Origin of the sequence: Citrobacter sp. Res13-Sevr-PEB04-36 (assembly GCF_015672735.1) — a bacterium.
Classification (GTDB): Bacteria; Pseudomonadota; Gammaproteobacteria; order Enterobacterales; family Enterobacteriaceae; genus Citrobacter.
Genome location: NZ_JADABY010000045.1, coordinates 12810 through 29782, shown reverse-complemented (window position 1 = coordinate 29782; position 16973 = coordinate 12810). Strand labels below are relative to the sequence as shown.

At 52.1% G+C, this 16973-nt stretch carries 16 protein-coding genes; 9 read left to right on the top strand and 7 right to left on the bottom strand.

All coding sequences use genetic code 11. The features are described from left to right. Positions 1–48: 48 nt before the first annotated feature. Positions 49–2079, bottom strand: a complete 2031-nt coding sequence (gene malS / locus IMQ48_RS14110; protein ID WP_196209536.1) for an alpha-amylase — start codon at positions 2077–2079, stop codon at positions 49–51. A gap of 316 nt (positions 2080–2395) precedes the next feature. Here malS and IMQ48_RS14105 point away from each other — a divergent pair, with 316 nt between their 5' ends. Then, positions 2396–3220, top strand: a complete 825-nt coding sequence (locus tag IMQ48_RS14105; protein ID WP_196209535.1) for a protein bax — start codon at positions 2396–2398, stop codon at positions 3218–3220. 91 nt (positions 3221–3311) lie between these two features. Here the strand turns inward: IMQ48_RS14105 and xylR are convergent, their stop codons facing one another. After that, on the bottom strand, positions 3312–4490 hold the full coding sequence (gene xylR / locus IMQ48_RS14100; RefSeq protein ID WP_196209534.1) for a D-xylose utilization transcriptional activator XylR: 1179 nt from the start codon (positions 4488–4490) through the stop codon (positions 3312–3314). Positions 4491–4841: 351 nt separating this feature from the next. Here xylR and xylA point away from each other — a divergent pair, with 351 nt between their 5' ends. From xylA to yiaA, 4 genes are all read left to right on the top strand, one after another. Continuing rightward, positions 4842–6164 (top strand): xylose isomerase, encoded by a 1323-nt coding sequence (gene xylA, locus IMQ48_RS14095; protein ID WP_196209533.1) that lies wholly within the window; start codon positions 4842–4844, stop codon positions 6162–6164. 72 nt (positions 6165–6236) lie between these two features. Then, complete coding sequence (gene xylB, locus IMQ48_RS14090) at positions 6237–7691, top strand: xylulokinase (protein ID WP_196209532.1); 1455 nt, start codon at positions 6237–6239, stop codon at positions 7689–7691. Positions 7692–7859: 168 nt separating this feature from the next. Then, positions 7860–8228 (top strand): inner membrane protein YiaB, encoded by a 369-nt coding sequence (gene yiaB, locus IMQ48_RS14085; RefSeq protein ID WP_196209531.1) that lies wholly within the window; start codon positions 7860–7862, stop codon positions 8226–8228. After that, positions 8229–8666 carry an inner membrane protein YiaA gene (yiaA, locus tag IMQ48_RS14080; protein ID WP_075145496.1) on the top strand — a complete coding sequence of 146 codons (438 nt, stop codon included), beginning with the start codon at positions 8229–8231 and terminating at the stop codon, positions 8664–8666. A 40-nt stretch (positions 8667–8706) separates the two neighbouring features. Here yiaA and IMQ48_RS14075 read toward each other — a convergent pair whose 3' ends face one another. Continuing rightward, complete coding sequence (locus tag IMQ48_RS14075) at positions 8707–9702, bottom strand: acyltransferase (protein ID WP_196209610.1); 996 nt, start codon at positions 9700–9702, stop codon at positions 8707–8709. 176 nt (positions 9703–9878) lie between these two features. Here IMQ48_RS14075 and IMQ48_RS14070 point away from each other — a divergent pair, with 176 nt between their 5' ends. From IMQ48_RS14070 to glyS, 3 genes are all read left to right on the top strand, one after another. Beyond that, positions 9879–10187, top strand: coding sequence for a YsaB family lipoprotein (locus IMQ48_RS14070; protein ID WP_196209530.1), 309 nt, complete (start codon positions 9879–9881; stop codon positions 10185–10187). Positions 10188–10282: 95 nt separating this feature from the next. Further along, a complete protein-coding gene (gene glyQ, locus IMQ48_RS14065) occupies positions 10283–11194 on the top strand; it encodes a glycine--tRNA ligase subunit alpha (RefSeq protein ID WP_001168551.1) in 912 nt (303 codons plus the stop codon). A gap of 9 nt (positions 11195–11203) precedes the next feature. Next, complete coding sequence (glyS, locus tag IMQ48_RS14060) at positions 11204–13273, top strand: glycine--tRNA ligase subunit beta (RefSeq protein WP_196209529.1); 2070 nt, start codon at positions 11204–11206, stop codon at positions 13271–13273. 63 nt (positions 13274–13336) lie between these two features. On the opposite strand, the gene cueP is transcribed toward glyS, so the two are convergent. The 3 genes from cueP to IMQ48_RS14045 form a co-directional block, all read right to left on the bottom strand. Continuing rightward, positions 13337–13876 carry a copper-binding periplasmic metallochaperone CueP gene (cueP, locus tag IMQ48_RS14055; RefSeq protein WP_196209528.1) on the bottom strand — a complete coding sequence of 180 codons (540 nt, stop codon included), beginning with the start codon at positions 13874–13876 and terminating at the stop codon, positions 13337–13339. Positions 13877–14063: 187 nt separating this feature from the next. After that, complete coding sequence (cspA, locus tag IMQ48_RS14050) at positions 14064–14276, bottom strand: RNA chaperone/antiterminator CspA (protein WP_004126446.1); 213 nt, start codon at positions 14274–14276, stop codon at positions 14064–14066. Between the two features lie 281 nt (positions 14277–14557). Next, entirely contained in the window at positions 14558–14848 is a 291-nt protein-coding gene (locus IMQ48_RS14045; RefSeq protein WP_196209527.1) for an HTH-type transcriptional regulator, read from the bottom strand. Between the two features lie 378 nt (positions 14849–15226). On the opposite strand from IMQ48_RS14045, the gene IMQ48_RS14040 reads away from it, so the two are divergent. After that, a complete protein-coding gene (locus IMQ48_RS14040) occupies positions 15227–15937 on the top strand; it encodes a DUF3053 domain-containing protein (protein ID WP_196209526.1) in 711 nt (236 codons plus the stop codon). 58 nt (positions 15938–15995) lie between these two features. Here IMQ48_RS14040 and ghrB read toward each other — a convergent pair whose 3' ends face one another. Further along, positions 15996–16970, bottom strand: a complete 975-nt coding sequence (gene ghrB / locus IMQ48_RS14035) for a glyoxylate/hydroxypyruvate reductase GhrB (RefSeq protein WP_196209525.1) — start codon at positions 16968–16970, stop codon at positions 15996–15998. Positions 16971–16973: the final 3 nt, after the last annotated feature.

Below are 16973 nucleotides of genomic sequence, written 5' to 3'. Positions count from 1 at the left end.
TTTTGTATAAGGCTTCCCGCACCACTTGGTACGAGAAGCCTGGCGGGATCAGGGCTGGCCTGCCCAGATAACCATCACTTTGTCGTCACCGTGCTCGCGGGTAAATCCGTATCCTTGTTTTAACGTCAGCGTGGTTTGTTTACCTGCGCCGATGGCGGAATGCCTGGCTCTGAACTGGCTGATTTTCTGCCAGTGTGCGACGCGGGCGGCCGATTTACCGCTGACGTCATGCCAGTTCATGTCGGATCGCGTGCCCTGTAAAGGGTCTGAGCCGGTCGGGCCGAAAGGACGCGCGGATTCGTCACCGTAAAACAGCTGCACCGCGCCCGGTGCCAGTAGCAACAGCTCGGCGGCTTTATCTCCACCTTCACGGAACAGGCGCGTGTCATGTGATGACAGATAGCTCAGGACGTTAAAGTTCTGCAATTTATCCGCCATCTGCTGCCAGGTGAGATCCATGTTGGCCAGACAGTCGACGGCGTTAGCTGCCTGCTCCTGGTAATCAAAATTGATCATCGCATCAAAGCCGTGGCGGTAATACTCGCTGTGCATGACGCCGTGACCCCAGGCTTCGCCGGTCATCCAGAAGGGCTTATCATCCAGCGCTTTGTCCGGGTTAGCTTTCTTCCATTCGGCCAGCGCAGCACTGGCCTGGGTTTTCAACTGCTGCCAGGCGGGAAGCTCGACGTGCTTGGCGGTATCGACCCGAAATCCGTCAATACCGTAGTCACGCACCCACTGACTGAGCCAGTGAGTCAGATAATCTCGCGGTGTGTAGCCGGCATTGACCCTGGCGTGGGTGTCCGGTTTGTTGTTGTAAAATACCGGTAACCCGGAAGGTGTGGTGGATTCGGTTTTCAGGTCGGGCAGGAAGGCCAGCGACATCGTCAGGTCGTCAAAGCCGGGGCTGTCGTAGTCGCCGATGTCGGTACGGATCCAATTTTTCCCCCACCATTTTTCCCAGGCGCCTTTATCACTGAAGTTGATGTAATCATTAAAGCTGTGCCAGCTCTGTCCGGCGGCGGGCTTCCAGTCCGTCCAGCGTTCACCGAGCGTATGTTTCAATTCATCGCCCGATAAGTACAACGCGCCAAACTGATACGTTTGCATGTCTGCCAGCGTCGCGTAACCGGCATGGTTCATTACCACATCGAACAGAATACGCATACCGCGCTGGTGGGCGCCATCGACCAGCGTACGCAGATCGGCCTCATTGCCCATATTGGCGTCAAGCGTGGTCCAGTCTTGCGTGTAATAGCCATGATAGGCGTAGTGGGGAAAATCCCCTTTCGTGCCACCGCCTACCCAGCCGTGAATCTGCTCAAATGGAGCGCTGATCCACAGGGCGTTAACCCCCAACTGTTGCAGATAGTCGAGTTTACTGGTGAGACCGCGTAAATCGCCACCGTGAAACGTCCCAATCTCCTGCATGCCATCGTTGTGGCGACCGTAGCTGTGGTCATTGGTCGGATCGCCATTCTGAAAGCGATCTGTCAGAACGAAGTACACAGTGGCGTTATGCCAGTCGAAGGGGGCGGGAGTGTCTGTTTCTGCGCGTTCAAGCAGTAACAGCCCGTTGCTATTGGCCGCGGGTTGAAGGGTAATCTGACCGTTTTTCACTGTGGCCGTCTGCTGGCTGTAGTAATCGCGCACCACGGCACCTTCAGGGAAGGTCTGAGTCACGTCCAGCGTTAACGCTGAGCCATCCCATTTCGGACATTGGCGAATCTGCTGGGTCACCGGCTCAACGGTGTTTGCTGCCGAGAGCATCAGCGTCGGTGTGCCGGAGCGGGTATCGACCTCCAGTGTGTAATGACCATCTTTGAATACACGCCATTGCGGCGGATCGCCTGCACAGGGTTTGAGTGACAGCATCTGATTGAGTTTTATGGCATCGGCAGGCTGCCAGCACTGTTGGTCAAAATTTAGTATTAAAGGACGGGTACCCTTCATCAACGTTGCATGGCTGACAAACTTACCCGTACCTTCCACTTCGAAGGCGGGGAATCCCTGAGAGGTCCATGACGAGGCGATGGCGATGCCGGGTACAAGCGCCAGCGCAAAGGCGGCAAGTTTCATAACGCTGTCCTTAATGCTGCGATTTTAGCCAGTTTGCCAGCGAATTACGGTCGGAGACTCATCCTTTGGGTGGATTCCGCCAGGATGAGACGTGAGGGTGAGCGATCGTGCGCAAAAAACGGCGTTATTTTGCGATAACCCCCACATTTTCTTCGAATTAATGCCAATCTTAACCGTTAGCGCGTGACATAGTTTCGGAATTGGACTATTCCTTTGGGTGCTCTTGACGGCTATTTTTGCTATGATTTGAGATTCATCTCTCATTTTTGTGAAAAATATAAGGTGTTGGAATGTATAAATCCGACCAGGAGACCTAATGATATTGACTCCCATTCGACGATATGGGGCCATGATTCTTATGTTACTCACCATTGCATTTTCGGGTGAGGCGCTGGCAAAGACACACACGGCAACAACGAGTCAGAAGCCCCAGGCAATCAAGACAAGTAGTACACAGGTAAGCAGTAAACAAGAGTATTCTCGCAATAGTGCAAAGAGTAGTTCACTTCCTGATTTGCGAAAATACCCTTCCGGAACACCAAGGAAAAAAGCGTTTCTCCGGACGGTTATGCCTTACATTACTAGTCAAAATGCGGCCATTACTGCTGAACGTAACTGGCTGATTTCAAAGCAGTACCAGAATCGCTGGTCGCCGAGCGAGCGTGCGCGTATGAAAGATATCGCTAAACGCTATAAGGTGAGCTGGTCTGGCAACACACGTAAAATTCCGTGGAACACGCTGCTTGAGCGCGTGGATATTATCCCGACCAGTATGGTCGCGACCATGGCAGCGGCTGAAAGCGGCTGGGGTACGTCGAAGCTGGCACGTAGCAATAACAACCTGTTTGGCATGAAATGTGTCAAAGGCCGTTGTACTAATGCGCCGGGTAAAGTGAAAGGCTACTCTCAGTTTGATTCGGTAAAAGAGTCCGTGACGGCCTACGTCGTTAACCTGAATACGCATCCGGCTTACTCTTCCTTCCGTAAGTCTCGTGCTCAACTGCGTAAAACCGATCAGGAAGTCACCGCCACGGCGATGATCCATAAACTGAAGGGTTACTCCACCAAAGGACAGAGCTACAACAACTATCTGTTCGCGATGTATCAGGATAACCAGCGCTTAATCGCTGCGCATATGTAGTTACCTGCGCCGGATGGCGCTACGCTTATTCAGCCTACAAGATGACTCGTAGGCTGGGTAAGGCGCAGCCGCTACCCGGCAATACATCCCATCACATCAACACTTCACTGTTCACATCGCGATACTCTTTTGGCGTCGTGTCGTATTCTTTCTTGAACACGGAATAGAAATACTGCAGAGACGGATAGCCGCACATCTGTGAAATCTCGTTGATGGAAAGCGTGGTGGAAATCAACAGACTGCGCGCTTTCTCCAGCTTTTCTGCATGGATCATCGCGTGGATGGTCTCCCCGACTTCCTCTTTAAAACGTTTCTCCAGATTCGAACGTGAAATCCCCACCGAGTCCAGCACCTGCTCAACTTTGATGCCCTTACAGGCATGGTTACGGATGAAGTGCATCGCCTGAATAACAGTCGGATCGGTTAATGAACGGTAGTCGGTTGAACGGCGCTCCACGACGCGCATCGGGGGAACCAGAATGCGCTGCAGCGTCGGCTCTTCATTCGCCAGAACGCGGTGCAGGAGCTTTGCCGCCTGATAGCCCATCTGGCGGGCACCCTGAGCAACGGATGACAACGCTACGCGAGACAGGTAGCGGGTCAACTCTTCGTTATCAATGCCAATGACGCACAGTTTTTCCGGTACCGGAATATGCAGATGTTCGCAGGCCTGCAGAACGTGCCGCGCACGTGCATCGGTGACGGCGATAATCCCGGTTTGCGGCGGAAGGGTTTGCAGCCAGTCGGCCAGCCGATTTTGTGCGTGCTGCCAGTTTTCTGGCGCCGTTTCCAGACCCTGATACACCACGCCACGGTACTTTTCTTTTGCTACCAGCTGGCAAAAGGCATACTCGCGCTCCTCGGCCCAGCGTTTGCCGCTTGAGGCCGGAAGACCATAAAATGCAAATCGGTTCACCCCTTTTTCTTTTAAATGCAAAAAGGCGCTTTCAACCAACGCGTGGTTGTCGGTGGCAATGTAATGAACCGGTGGATAATGTTCGGCAAGATGGTAGGAACCCCCGACGCCGATGATGGGGACATCCACATCAGCAAGTAATTGTGCAATGTCTTCATCGTCATAATCGGCAATAACGCCGTCGCCTAACCATTCTTTGATATTATCAATACGTGCACGGAAATCTTCTTCGATGAATATATCCCATTCAGATTGTGAAGCCTGTAAATACTCACCCACGCCCTCTACTACCTGGCGATCGTAGGCTTTATTGGCATTAAACAAAAGAGTGATACGGTGACGTTTATCAAACATAAGAGCCTATCCTGGAAAGGGTGAATATGGGCCTGTTGATACTACCAAAACCGCGGATGCTGCTGTCTGATCAAGTGTGACAAAACTTTGATTACGCCAAACTCACACACCCCAACCGGGAAGACAATTGTCATTTCTTATCTGCGGATTACGGTTTTTTGTTTAATGGCAAAAATCGGATTGTGATCGCTTTTTAATTTCTTTATTTGGCATGTTTTTTTGGGAGCCAGCGCACATTTGAGTATTCTCTTAATAGCGGTGTGAAATAACGTAATTGAGCAATAAATCAGGAAATTCCAGTATGGCTATATCGCAGTTTACTTGCCGTATTACCTGATTATGGAGCTTATTATGCAGGCTTATTTTGACCAGCTCGATCGTGTACGTTTTGAAGGAACAAAATCCACTAACCCGCTCGCATTTCGCCATTACAATCCTGATGAGAAAGTGTTAGGCAAGCGTATGGAAGATCACCTGCGTTTTGCCGCCTGCTACTGGCACACTTTCTGCTGGAATGGTGCAGACATGTTCGGTATGGGGGCCTTCGACCGCCCATGGCAGCAGCCCGGTGAAGCGCTAGCGTTGGCGAAACGCAAAGCGGATGTCGCGTTCGAGTTTTTCCACAAGCTGAACGTGCCTTACTACTGTTTCCATGATGTGGACGTCTCGCCTGAAGGCGCTTCACTGAAAGAGTACAAAAACAACTTCGCGCAGATGATTGACGTGTTGGCTGCCAAACAGGAACAAAGCGGCGTGAAGCTACTGTGGGGCACGGCAAACTGCTTTACTAACCCACGTTATGGCGCAGGCGCGGCCACCAACCCGGACCCGGAAGTGTTCAGCTGGGCGGCCACCCAGGTGGTGACTGCCATGGATGCTACGCATAAATTAGGCGGTGAGAACTATGTCCTGTGGGGCGGGCGTGAAGGCTATGAAACGCTGCTGAATACCGATCTGCGTCAGGAACGTGAGCAGATTGGCCGCTTTATGCAGCTGGTTGTTGAGCACAAACACAAAACAGGTTTCCAGGGCACCTTGCTGATCGAACCGAAGCCACAAGAGCCGACCAAACACCAGTACGACTACGATGCGGCGACCGTCTATGGCTTCCTGAAACAGTTTGGTCTGGAAAAAGAAATTAAACTGAATATCGAAGCCAACCACGCCACGCTGGCTGGTCACTCTTTCCATCACGAAATCGCCACCGCGATCGCTCTGGGCCTGTTTGGCTCCGTCGATGCCAACCGCGGCGATGCACAGCTGGGCTGGGATACCGACCAGTTCCCGAACAGTGTGGAAGAGAATGCGCTGGTGATGTACGAAATTCTGAAAGCGGGCGGTTTCACCACCGGTGGCCTGAACTTTGATGCCAAAGTCCGTCGCCAGAGTACTGATAAATACGATCTGTTCTATGGTCATATTGGGGCGATGGATACCATGGCGCTGTCGCTGAAAATCGCGGCGCGCATGATTGAAGATGGCGGGCTGGATCAGCGTGTTGCAAAACGCTATGCCGGTTGGAATGGTGAGCTGGGCCAGCAAATTCTGAAAGGCCAGATGACGCTGACCGAAATTGCGCAGTACGCTGAACAACACAACCTGGCGCCGGTGCATCAGAGCGGTCATCAGGAACAGCTGGAAAATCTGGTAAACCATTATTTGTTCGACAAATAACGGATCGTTGAGAACGTGTGTAAGCCCGGATAGCTTTGCGCTGCCGGGCCTTTCTTTAAGGAACGATACCCTATGTATATCGGGATAGATCTTGGCACATCAGGCGTAAAGGCTATTCTGCTCAATGAGCAGGGTGATGTCGTGGCCTCGCAGACGGAGAAGCTCACGGTCTCACGCCCTCATCCGTTATGGTCGGAGCAGGATCCTGAACAGTGGTGGCTGGCAACAGATCGTGCGATCAAAGCGCTGGCTCAGCAACATTCACTGAGTGCGGTGAAGGCGCTGGGGATTGCCGGTCAAATGCACGGTGCGACGCTACTTGATAAGCAGCAGAAGGTATTGCGCCCGGCGATCCTGTGGAATGACGGACGCTGTGCGCAAGAGTGCGAGATACTGGAAAACCAGATTCCAGAGTCTCGTGAGATCACCGGCAATCTGATGATGCCAGGTTTTACGGCGCCCAAATTGCTGTGGATTCAGCGTCATGAACCGGAAGTTTTTCGTCAGGTTGATAAAGTCCTGCTGCCGAAAGATTACCTGCGTTTGCGTATGACCGGGGAATTCGCCAGCGATATGTCTGATGCCGCCGGGACGATGTGGCTGGACGTCGCGAAACGCGACTGGAGTGACGTTATGCTGGCGGCCTGTCACCTGAGCCGTGCGCATATGCCCGCGTTGTTTGAAGGCAGCGAGGTTACCGGAACGTTGTTGCCTACGGTCGCCCAATCCTGGGGCATGTCCGAGATTCCAGTGGTAGCGGGCGGTGGCGATAATGCGGCGGGCGCGGTTGGCGTCGGTATGATGAATGCCGGTCAGGCGATGTTATCGCTGGGTACTTCCGGGGTCTATTTTGCGGTCAGCGACGGCTTTCTCAGCAAACCGGAAAGCGCAGTCCACTGCTTTTGCCATGCTTTACCTGAAAAATGGCACCTGATGTCCGTTATGCTCAGTGCGGCATCCTGCCTTGACTGGGCGGCAAAATTAACCGGGATGGCAAGCGTACCTGCGTTGATCGTTGCGGCGCAACAAGCGGATGAGCAGGCTGAACCGGTCTGGTTCTTGCCCTATCTGTCGGGTGAGCGTACGCCGCACAATAACCCGCAGGCGAAAGGCGTTTTTTTTGGCCTGACGCATCAGCATGGGCCGGCTGAGCTGGCACGAGCGGTGCTGGAAGGTGTGGGATTCGCGCTGGCGGATGGCATGGATGTGGTGCATGCCTGTGGTGTTAAACCGGCCAGCATTACGCTTATAGGCGGTGGAGCGCGCAGTGAGTACTGGCGTCAGATGCTGTCGGATATCAGCGGTCTGCAGCTGGATTACCGTACTGGCGGTGATGTCGGTCCTGCGTTGGGTGCGGCGCGTCTGGCACAAGTTGCCATGAATACCGATAAGCCATTATCTACCCTGTTGCCTCAACTGGCGCTGGAGCAGGCGCATTATCCTGATGCTGAGCGCCATGCGCTTTATCAGCAACGCCGCGAAACCTTCCGTCGTATTTATCAGCAATTGCTGCCACTCATGTCCTGATCTTATTTCCCCTCTGCTAACTCGGAGGGGATTTTCATAATCTATTTATTTCCCAAATTAATAAATTACGTGCATGGATTTATTCTGAAAATCTAACCTGGTGCTATTTTTCAGTGTTGTCTTTAGTGGGTTATTCATATGGTATCCATGATGGATAAGGAGATCCCAATGAAGACGACAAGGCTGTTGCCATGGATATTATTCCTCTCTGGCGCGTTGATTTACGTTATTGGCTTATGGCGGGCATGCCCGTTATTGAGCGGCAAAGGCTATTTTTTTGGTGCGCTGATGACGGGAATGTTTGTGACGTACGCTTATCAGCGTGCTGAAAATCTCAATCAGAATGACGAACGCTTCTCTTCCGTGTGTCAGATGGTGGCATTGATCACGGTAGGGCTGTTGCTGGTGGGGATCCTGAACGCTCCTTTGTCACTTCTCGAAATGGGTGTCTACCCAATGGCATTCTTTGTGTGTTTACTGGGGCAAGTTTTACTCATGCGCCCAGCAGAATATTTATCTAAAGGACAGGAACACTAAATGGAAAACAGGACTTCAACTTATTCACCCGCATTTAGCATTGTGTCGTGGGTCGCGCTGCTCGGCGGTATTGTGGTTTATCTGCTGGGGTTGTGGAACGCCGATATGCAGTTGAACGAAAAGGGGTATTACTTTGCTGTTTTGGTGCTTGGTTTGTTTTCTGCTGCGTCGTATCAAAAAACGGTACGGGATAAATATGAAGGGATCCCGACTACGCCGATTTACTACGTAACCTGCCTGGCCGCGTTTGTTATTGCGGTTGCGTTGTTGGTTATCGGTTTGTGGAATGCCACGCTGCTGCTAAACGAGAAAGGATTTTATGGCCTGGCCTTCTTTTTGAGCCTGTTTGGTACCGTTGCGGTACAGAAAAATATTCGTGATGGTGGTTTGGATCAATCAAAAGAAACGCCAGCAGTAGCGGAAGATTTTACAGAATGATCGCTTGCCCTCGATAGTTACCGATCGAGGGCTTTTCTTTTTAGCTCACCAGCCTGCGCGTATCGATACGCTGCAACAGTATGGACAACAGTAAACTACCAGCCAGCGTAGCGCTGAAAATCCACAGCATATCCAGCGGTGGCCAGTTTTTGAGTTCAAGGCCGTTGGTGCGCAGCGCGTGAATGATCAGCGCATGAAAGCCATAAATGCCCAGCGAGTGGCGGGAAATAAGGCCCAGTACCGGCAAAGTGCGCGTGCTGAGCGTATTTTTGATCAGCGTCAGCAGCGAGACTGCGCAAATGAACACCGCAGGGCCACAGTAGAGATACCAGGTATCGGCAAAATTTCCTCGCCAGCGGAGTTCATGCAACGTGCCCCGAGAAATAATAAACACTGCAGTGATGAACAACGCCGCACAGAGCCAGGTGAGGGCACGCTTTTGCGTATCCATCATGCCAATCGCCCGGCCTAGCATGCCATACAGGATGTAATAGACCGTGTCGCCGCTGATGTACAGGTTGATGGGCAGCCACTCCACACCGCCCATTTTTAGCGAGACGGTGTTGGGATTAGCAAGGATGCCAAGCACCACCATCAGCGCCAGCAGCATTTTTCCGCTAATGTTTTTCACTTGAATCAGCGGTGAGACCAGGTAGATGACGGCGATGGCGAAGAAAAACCACAGGTGATAGAACACCGGTTTTTGCAGCAGATTTTTCAAAGACAGCTCGACGTTAATCGAGGTGAACAGTGAGATGTAGGCCAGGGCGACGGCGCTGTAAAACAGAACACAGAGCGCAATACGGAGAAAATGTCGTGGCTGGGCGCTGCGCTCGCCAAAGAATAGAAAGCCTGAAATCATGAAAAACAGCGGTACGCTGACGCGTGAAGCAGAATTTAGCACATTGGCAAGATCCCAGGTTAACGGACTGACGTTTTGCGCATTGGTGATGTACCAGGTGGTGGTGTGGATCATTACAACCATTAAACAGGCAATCCCGCGCAGGTTATCAATCCAGAAAATTTTGGGCTGCATCAGTTCCTCTGTTTCCATTTAAAAAAAGCCTGACTGGCATTTTGTAGGCGTATCTCACTGGAATAATCTGAGTTTTTACGCTAAAGCTTGTGATGGTCCGATGAGATTCTCAAAATAGGATCCGTTTCCAGACAGTAATAATAATAAGACTGACCCGCAAATCAGGGGATAATAAAATGATGATGAAGTATTTCTTTCCCGCGATGATTGCTTTCCTGTTGGCAGGATGCGCAGATCCACAATCATCGGCACCAGCTCAGAAGGCGCAAAAGGTTAAAGTGAGTCCTTCACGTTCGCTGGATATGGAAGCATTGTGCAAAAATGAAGCGGCGGAGCTGTATAATACCGGTACGCAGAAAATAGACGTTACCGGCTTCGAACAGTTCCAGGGCAGCTATGAGATGCGTGGTTCTACCTTCCGTAAAGAGAGTTTTGTCTGCTCATTTGACGCAGACGGGCAGTTTTTGCACCTTTCCATGCGCTAAGTTCCTCCTTTTTCCCGTTTCGTACTGTATATCTTGCAGCCAGCGGGTATACTGATCGCTTCCTTTAAATCCACACGTATCCAGCACGAAATAATATGCAAAAGTTTGATACCAGGACCTTCCAGGGCTTGATCCTGACCTTACAGGATTACTGGGCTCGCCAGGGCTGCACCATTGTTCAACCATTGGACATGGAAGTCGGCGCGGGGACTTCTCACCCAATGACCTGCCTGCGCGCGCTGGGGCCGGAGCCGATGGCGACTGCTTATGTGCAGCCTTCTCGTCGTCCGACCGACGGTCGCTATGGCGAAAACCCGAACCGCTTACAGCATTACTATCAGTTCCAGGTCGTCATTAAGCCGTCCCCGGACAACATTCAGGAGCTGTACCTTGGTTCGCTGAAAGAGCTGGGTATGGACCCAACCATTCACGACATCCGTTTTGTGGAAGATAACTGGGAAAACCCAACGCTGGGTGCCTGGGGTCTGGGTTGGGAAGTGTGGCTGAACGGCATGGAAGTGACGCAGTTCACCTACTTCCAGCAGGTTGGTGGCCTGGAATGTAAACCTGTGACCGGAGAAATCACTTACGGTCTGGAACGTCTGGCGATGTACATTCAGGGCGTAGACAGCGTTTACGACCTGGTCTGGAGCGACGGCCCGCTGGGTAAAACCACTTACGGCGATGTGTTCCATCAGAACGAAGTCGAGCAGTCGACTTACAACTTTGAATACGCTGACGTGGACTTCCTGTTCACCTGCTTCGAGCAGTATGAGAAAGAAGCCCAGCAGCTGCTGGCGCTGGAAAACCCGCTGCCGTTGCCTGCTTACGAACGTATTCTGAAAGCCGCCCATAGCTTCAACCTGCTGGATGCGCGTAAAGCCATCTCCGTCACCGAGCGTCAGCGCTATATCCTGCGCATTCGCACCCTGACCAAAGCAGTGGCAGAAGCTTACTATGCTTCCCGTGAAGCCCTTGGCTTCCCGATGTGCAACAAAGACAAATAAGAGGCGGCCATGTCTGAGAAAACTTTTCTGGTGGAAATTGGCACTGAAGAGCTGCCACCAAAAGCACTGCGCAGCCTGGCTGAGTCCTTTGCTGCGAACTTCACTGCGGAGCTGGACAATGCTGGCCTCGCACACGGCAACGTAGAGTGGTTTGCTGCGCCGCGTCGTTTGGCGCTGAAAGTGGCTGCCCTGGCTGAATCTCAACCTGATCGTGAAGTTGAAAAGCGCGGTCCGGCGATTGCCCAGGCGTTTGATGCGGAAGGTAAACCGAGCAAAGCGGCAGAAGGTTGGGCGCGCGGTTGCGGTATCACCGTCGATCAGGCTGAACGCCTGACCACCGACAAAGGTGAATGGCTGCTGTACCGTGCGCATGTGAAAGGCGAAAGCGCAGAAACACTGCTGCCAAACATGATCGCCACCTCGCTGGCTAAGCTGCCGATCCCGAAACTGATGCGCTGGGGCGCGTCTGACGTCCACTTCGTGCGTCCGGTTCATACCGTCACGCTGCTGCTGGGTGACAAAGTCATCCCGGCAACGATTCTGGGTATTCAGTCCGATCGCGTGATCCGCGGTCACCGCTTTATGGGCGAGCCTGAGTTCACCATCGACAATGCTGACCAGTATCCCGAAATCCTGCGCCAGCGTGGCAAAGTTATTGCCGATTACGCCGAGCGTAAGGCAAAAATCAAGGCCGATGCCGAAGAGGCTGCGCGTAAGATTGGCGGTAACGCTGACCTGAGCGAAAGCCTGCTGGAAGAAGTGGCTTCTCTGGTTGAATGGCCAGTGGTGCTGACGGCGAAATTCGAAGAAAAATTCCTCGCGGTACCGTCTGAAGCGCTGGTTCACACCATGAAAGGTGACCAGAAGTACTTCCCGGTGTACGCGAACGACGGCAAGCTGCTGCCGAACTTTATCTTCGTCGCCAACATCGAATCGAAAGATCCGATGCAGATTATTTCCGGTAACGAAAAAGTGGTTCGTCCGCGTCTGGCGGATGCCGAATTCTTCTTCAATACCGACCGCAAAAAACGTCTGGAAGATCATCTGCCGCGTCTGCAAACCGTGCTGTTCCAACAGCAACTCGGTACTCTGCGTGACAAGACCGATCGTATTCAGGCTCTGGCGGGCTGGATTGCCGGACAAATTGGCGCTGACGTCAACCATGCCACCCGCGCGGGCCTGCTGTCCAAGTGTGACCTGATGACCAACATGGTCTTCGAGTTCACCGACACCCAGGGCGTGATGGGCATGCACTACGCACGTCATGATGGTGAAGCGGAAGATGTAGCGGTAGCGCTGAACGAGCAATATCAGCCACGCTTTGCTGGTGATGACCTGCCGTCTAACCCGGTGGCTTGTGCGGTAGCCATTGCCGATAAAATGGACACCCTGGCGGGCATCTTCGGTATTGGTCAGCATCCAAAAGGTGACAAAGACCCGTTTGCACTGCGTCGTGCTGCGCTGGGCGTGCTGCGTATCATCGTTGAGAAGAACCTGAACCTCGATCTGCAAACGCTGACCGAAGAAGCGGTACGTCTGTACGGTGACAAGCTGTCCAACGCGAACGTGGTGGATGACGTCATCGACTTTATGCTGGGCCGCTTCCGTGCCTGGTATCAGGACGAAGGCTACACCGTTGACACCATTCAGGCGGTGCTGGCGCGTCGTCCGACTCGCCCGGCTGATTTTGACGCACGTATGAAGGCGGTTTCGCACTTCCGTACGCTGGAAGCCGCGTTCGCACTGGCTGCGGCCAACAAACGTGTTTCCAACATCCTCGCGAAAACGACAGAGCCGCTGAATGATCGTGTGAATGCCGCAACGCTGAAAGAGCCGGAAGAAATTACGCTGGCGATGAAAGTTGTGGTGCTGCGTGACAAGCTGGAGCCTGCGTTTGCTGAGGGTCGTTATCAGGAAGCGCTGGTCGAACTGGCCGAACTGCGCGAACCGGTTGATGCGTTCTTCGAGAAAGTAATGGTTATGGTGGAAGATAAGGATTTACGTATCAACCGCCTCACCATGCTCGAAAAATTACGCGAGCTGTTCCTGCGCGTGGCGGATATTTCTCTGCTGCAGTAACCGTCTGTATTGATGTAAAAAATGCCGGATGAGCAATTGTGCATCCGGCATTTTTTTATGCTGTTAGCGCAGCTGTAATTCGGTCAGACAGGTCTGGCTGTCATTCATCGTTTTAATGGTATGAGACGCTTTTTTGCCGTTGTAGCTCACTTCAATTGTGCCTTCCATATTGCGTGGCAGCCATACGCCGATAAAACCATTGTGGTAGCTTGTCATCTCTTTTTGCACCACAACGTCACCCTTGCTATCCGTCACTTTGACATCAAAGGTCTTCTCAGGCATTTCTCCTTTGCAACCAGAAAGGCTGTGGTTAAAGCAGGGGTGAGTTTGCCATTCGTACGGGGCAAAGGAGAGATAGAACTTGTCTCCGAGCGGTAGCGTATAAACCTTCTCACCGGAAGAGAGCTTTAGCTCGGTGCTGGTGATGGAGGCGGAATAAGGCAGCGGTCGACTCTGAGGCGACTGGTCAATGGCGTCGACAATTTGCTCAACGGATTTCCCGCTTAGCCCATGTTGCGCCAGAAAGGTTGATTCCGGGGTAGCAGCGAATACGCTACTTGTGGTGAGTAAACCTAATAACAGCAGCAGTGAGGATTTCGACATAGCTTCAATTCCTTGTGAATATTGTGGAATACATGCCGGCGTACTATAAAGCTTACCCTTAGGGAAAGGTCAAAGGTGCGGTGGGTAAAGTAATGCAAAGAAGAAAACTGGGGACATTTATTGCGAGAGACAAATAAAAAAAATCCCCGCCGTTTGGCAGGGATCTAGAATTTTGAGCTTTTTAAGCTTACAGGCTGGTTACGTTGCCAGCTGCCGGGCCTTTAGCGCCGCTTTCGATGGTGAAGGAAACTTTCTGACCTTCATCCAGAGATTTGTAGCCTTCGTTCTGGATAGCAGAGAAGTGTACGAACACGTCTTTTGAGCCATCGTCAGGAGTGATGAAACCGAAGCCTTTATCAGCGTTGAACCATTTTACGATACCAGTCATTTTACCGGACATAGTGTATTACCTTTTAAAAAATAAGTGTGCCTTTCGGCGATATGGCGTGCTTTACAGATTTTTTAACAGTAAAGGAAAATGCTCACTACGAAGGGTATCAATGATAACTCTTGAAGGGACTTGCCTTACTAAACTGCTGTAATGGTCTGTACGTCAAACCGTTGAGTGCATTAACTCATTTTACGCCTGGGGATGCAACTACTATTTTCTTTTTTGTTACTGGAGCCGGTGGTAGAGCGGTCCTTTTGTAGGACCGCTCTTAAGAAAAAACATAAAAAATCTCAATCCATCAATTGCTTACTTAATCTCGGGTCGGCCTGAATCAGGCGCATCAATTTCAATTCGGTACTGGAAGGCTTTATGCGTTTAGACTCCCACTCATGAACCATCGCGACCGTTACGCCCATTACGCGGGCAAAATCATCAGTTTTTAAACCCGTCCCTCGTCGTAGTTGTTCAAATTCGGCAAAAGGGTTGGCTTTTTGCTTCAGGGTAACCGTCTGCGATACATCTTTAAAAACAATCTGTTCCAGACTGCTAAGCAGTTCAAGCATAGGATCTTTATATTCCATTGAGGACTCCTAAAATCACACAGCGGGATCGTGAATTTCTTCGAAGCTCATTAAGAATAGTCGTAAAAAATGAAGCCGGACGTCAGGTTTGCGCGAGAGATACGTTCCAGCGGATCGCAGGAGGTAACCTGTCGTTTGCTAACGACCTGATAACGGTCGGGATCTGTCAGCGACTCAACGCAATTGTAAAGATGACGAAAATATTACGTCGCTCGGCTTATGGCGCACTGTTTAATAAAATACAGGGCCGCAGAAACGGTTATTTTCCCCGACAAGATTACGCGGAAAGGGTATCTTGCGGGGCTGACCTGGACTATCCTTGTCATCGTCAGGCACGCGGGTGTCGTTGTGCGCATTTTTGGGTGAAGGAGTATTAAAATGGCGACAGGTAAGTCCTGCTCTCGCTGGTTTGCGCCTGTTTTGGCGCTCTTAATGGTAGTTGGCCTGAGTGGGTGTTTTGATAAAGAAGGCGATCAACGCAAAGCGTTTGTCGATTTCCTGCAGAATACTGCAATGCGTAGCGGAGAGCGTTTACCGACGCTGACCGCCGATCAGAAAAAACAGTTTGGCCCGTTTGTCTCCGATTACGCGATTCTTTATGGCTATTCACAGCAGGTGAATCAGGCGATGGACTCCGGTCTGCGCCCGGTTGTTGATAGCGTAAATGCCATCCGTGTTCCTCAGGATTACGTGACTCAGCGTGAACCGCTGCGTCAGGCAAATGGTGCGCTGGGCGTGTTAGGGCAACAACTGCAGAATGCGAAGCTGCAAGCAGATGCCGCACATGGTGCGCTGAAGCAAAGCGAAGATCTGAAACCTGTCTTTGATCAGGTCTACAGCAAAGTCGTAACCGCACCGTCAGAGGCGTTACAGCCGCTGATTCCTGCCGCGCAAATCTTTACGCAGCAGCTGGTACAGGTGGGTGATTTTATCGCGCAGCAGGATACGCAGGTGAGCTTTGTGGCGAACGGTATCCAGTTCCCGACCTCACAACAGGCAAGTCAGTACAACACGCTGATTGGCCCGCTGGCAGCCCAGCATCAGGCATTTAATCAGGCCTGGACTGCTGCGGTGAACGCAGCCCAGTAATCCCTGTAATAACGGTATACAGAATGCCGGGGACGCATTAGCGCCACCCGGCATTTTTTTATCCTGCCACCTGTGGATTCACGCAGTTCTTCTCGACGTTCCCTTGCAGCGCATCAATTAAGTTATCAACCGCACAGGCTGCCATGTTGTAACGCGTTTCATGGGTTGCTGAACCAATATGCGGTACCGCCACCACGTTTGGTAGCGACAGCAGTGGTGAGTCCACCGGCACCGGCTCCTGCTCAAACACATCCAGACCTGCGGCATGAATCACCCCATTTTGCAGCGCGGCAATCAGCGCGGCTTCGTCCACGACCGGACCACGTCCGGCGTTGATGAAAATAGCGGAGGGCTTCATTTTAGCAAACTGCTCGGTACTAAACAGATGGTGGGTCTCTTCCGTTAACGGCAGGATCAGGCAGACAAAATCCGATTCCTGCAACAGCGTATCGAGATCGCAGTAACGCGCGTTGAAGCGCTCTTCCGCTTCCTTATGCTGGCGGCGTGCATTGTAGAGAATGGGCATGCCAAAGCCGAAATGGGCGCGTTGTGCCAGCGACAGACCGATGCGGCCCATACCGACAATCCCCAACGTTTTGTGATGTACATCGGTGCCGAACCAATCTGGACCTATGCTTTTGGTCCATTCGCCTACCTTCACGCGTTCTGCCACTTCTACCACGCGGCGAGCCGTGCTTAACACCAGTGCCATTATCGTATCCGCCACGGTTTCGGTCAGCACGGTTGGCGTGTGCATCAGTAGGACATTACGGGCGTTAAGCGCATCGACGTCAAAATTGTCATAGCCTACGGAGATGGTTGAGGTTGCGCGCAGCCTGGGCATTTTCTCCAGCAGGGCGCTATCGACGGTTTCGCTGGAGCCCAGCAGACCTTCCGCACTGGCGAAGGCCTGTGCGTGCTGTGCGACCGTTTCCGGGCGCAGATTAGGCACTTGAGTCACAGAAAAATGTGCTTCCAGGCGCTGCAGTAAATCGTCAGGTAACGCTTTGTAGAGAATAATGGACGGCTTCATGCG

Bases quoted from the DNA above. Each gene is read 5' to 3' on its own strand.
- malS (WP_196209536.1), bottom strand. From the start codon at position 2,079: ATGAAACTTGCCGCCTTTGCGCTGGCGCTTGTACCCGGCATCGCCATC.
- IMQ48_RS14105 (WP_196209535.1), top strand. From the start codon at position 2,396: ATGATATTGACTCCCATTCGACGATATGGGGCCATGATTCTTATGTTA.
- xylR (WP_196209534.1), bottom strand. From the start codon at position 4,490: ATGTTTGATAAACGTCACCGTATCACTCTTTTGTTTAATGCCAATAAA.
- xylA (WP_196209533.1), top strand. From the start codon at position 4,842: ATGCAGGCTTATTTTGACCAGCTCGATCGTGTACGTTTTGAAGGAACA.
- xylB (WP_196209532.1), top strand. From the start codon at position 6,237: ATGTATATCGGGATAGATCTTGGCACATCAGGCGTAAAGGCTATTCTG.
- yiaB (WP_196209531.1), top strand. From the start codon at position 7,860: ATGAAGACGACAAGGCTGTTGCCATGGATATTATTCCTCTCTGGCGCG.
- yiaA (WP_075145496.1), top strand. From the start codon at position 8,229: ATGGAAAACAGGACTTCAACTTATTCACCCGCATTTAGCATTGTGTCG.
- IMQ48_RS14075 (WP_196209610.1), bottom strand. From the start codon at position 9,702: ATGCAGCCCAAAATTTTCTGGATTGATAACCTGCGCGGGATTGCCTGT.
- IMQ48_RS14070 (WP_196209530.1), top strand. From the start codon at position 9,879: ATGATGATGAAGTATTTCTTTCCCGCGATGATTGCTTTCCTGTTGGCA.
- glyQ (WP_001168551.1), top strand. From the start codon at position 10,283: ATGCAAAAGTTTGATACCAGGACCTTCCAGGGCTTGATCCTGACCTTA.
- glyS (WP_196209529.1), top strand. From the start codon at position 11,204: ATGTCTGAGAAAACTTTTCTGGTGGAAATTGGCACTGAAGAGCTGCCA.
- cueP (WP_196209528.1), bottom strand. From the start codon at position 13,876: ATGTCGAAATCCTCACTGCTGCTGTTATTAGGTTTACTCACCACAAGT.
- cspA (WP_004126446.1), bottom strand. From the start codon at position 14,276: ATGTCCGGTAAAATGACTGGTATCGTAAAATGGTTCAACGCTGATAAA.
- IMQ48_RS14045 (WP_196209527.1), bottom strand. From the start codon at position 14,848: ATGGAATATAAAGATCCTATGCTTGAACTGCTTAGCAGTCTGGAACAG.
- IMQ48_RS14040 (WP_196209526.1), top strand. From the start codon at position 15,227: ATGGCGACAGGTAAGTCCTGCTCTCGCTGGTTTGCGCCTGTTTTGGCG.
- ghrB (WP_196209525.1), bottom strand. From the start codon at position 16,970: ATGAAGCCGTCCATTATTCTCTACAAAGCGTTACCTGACGATTTACTG.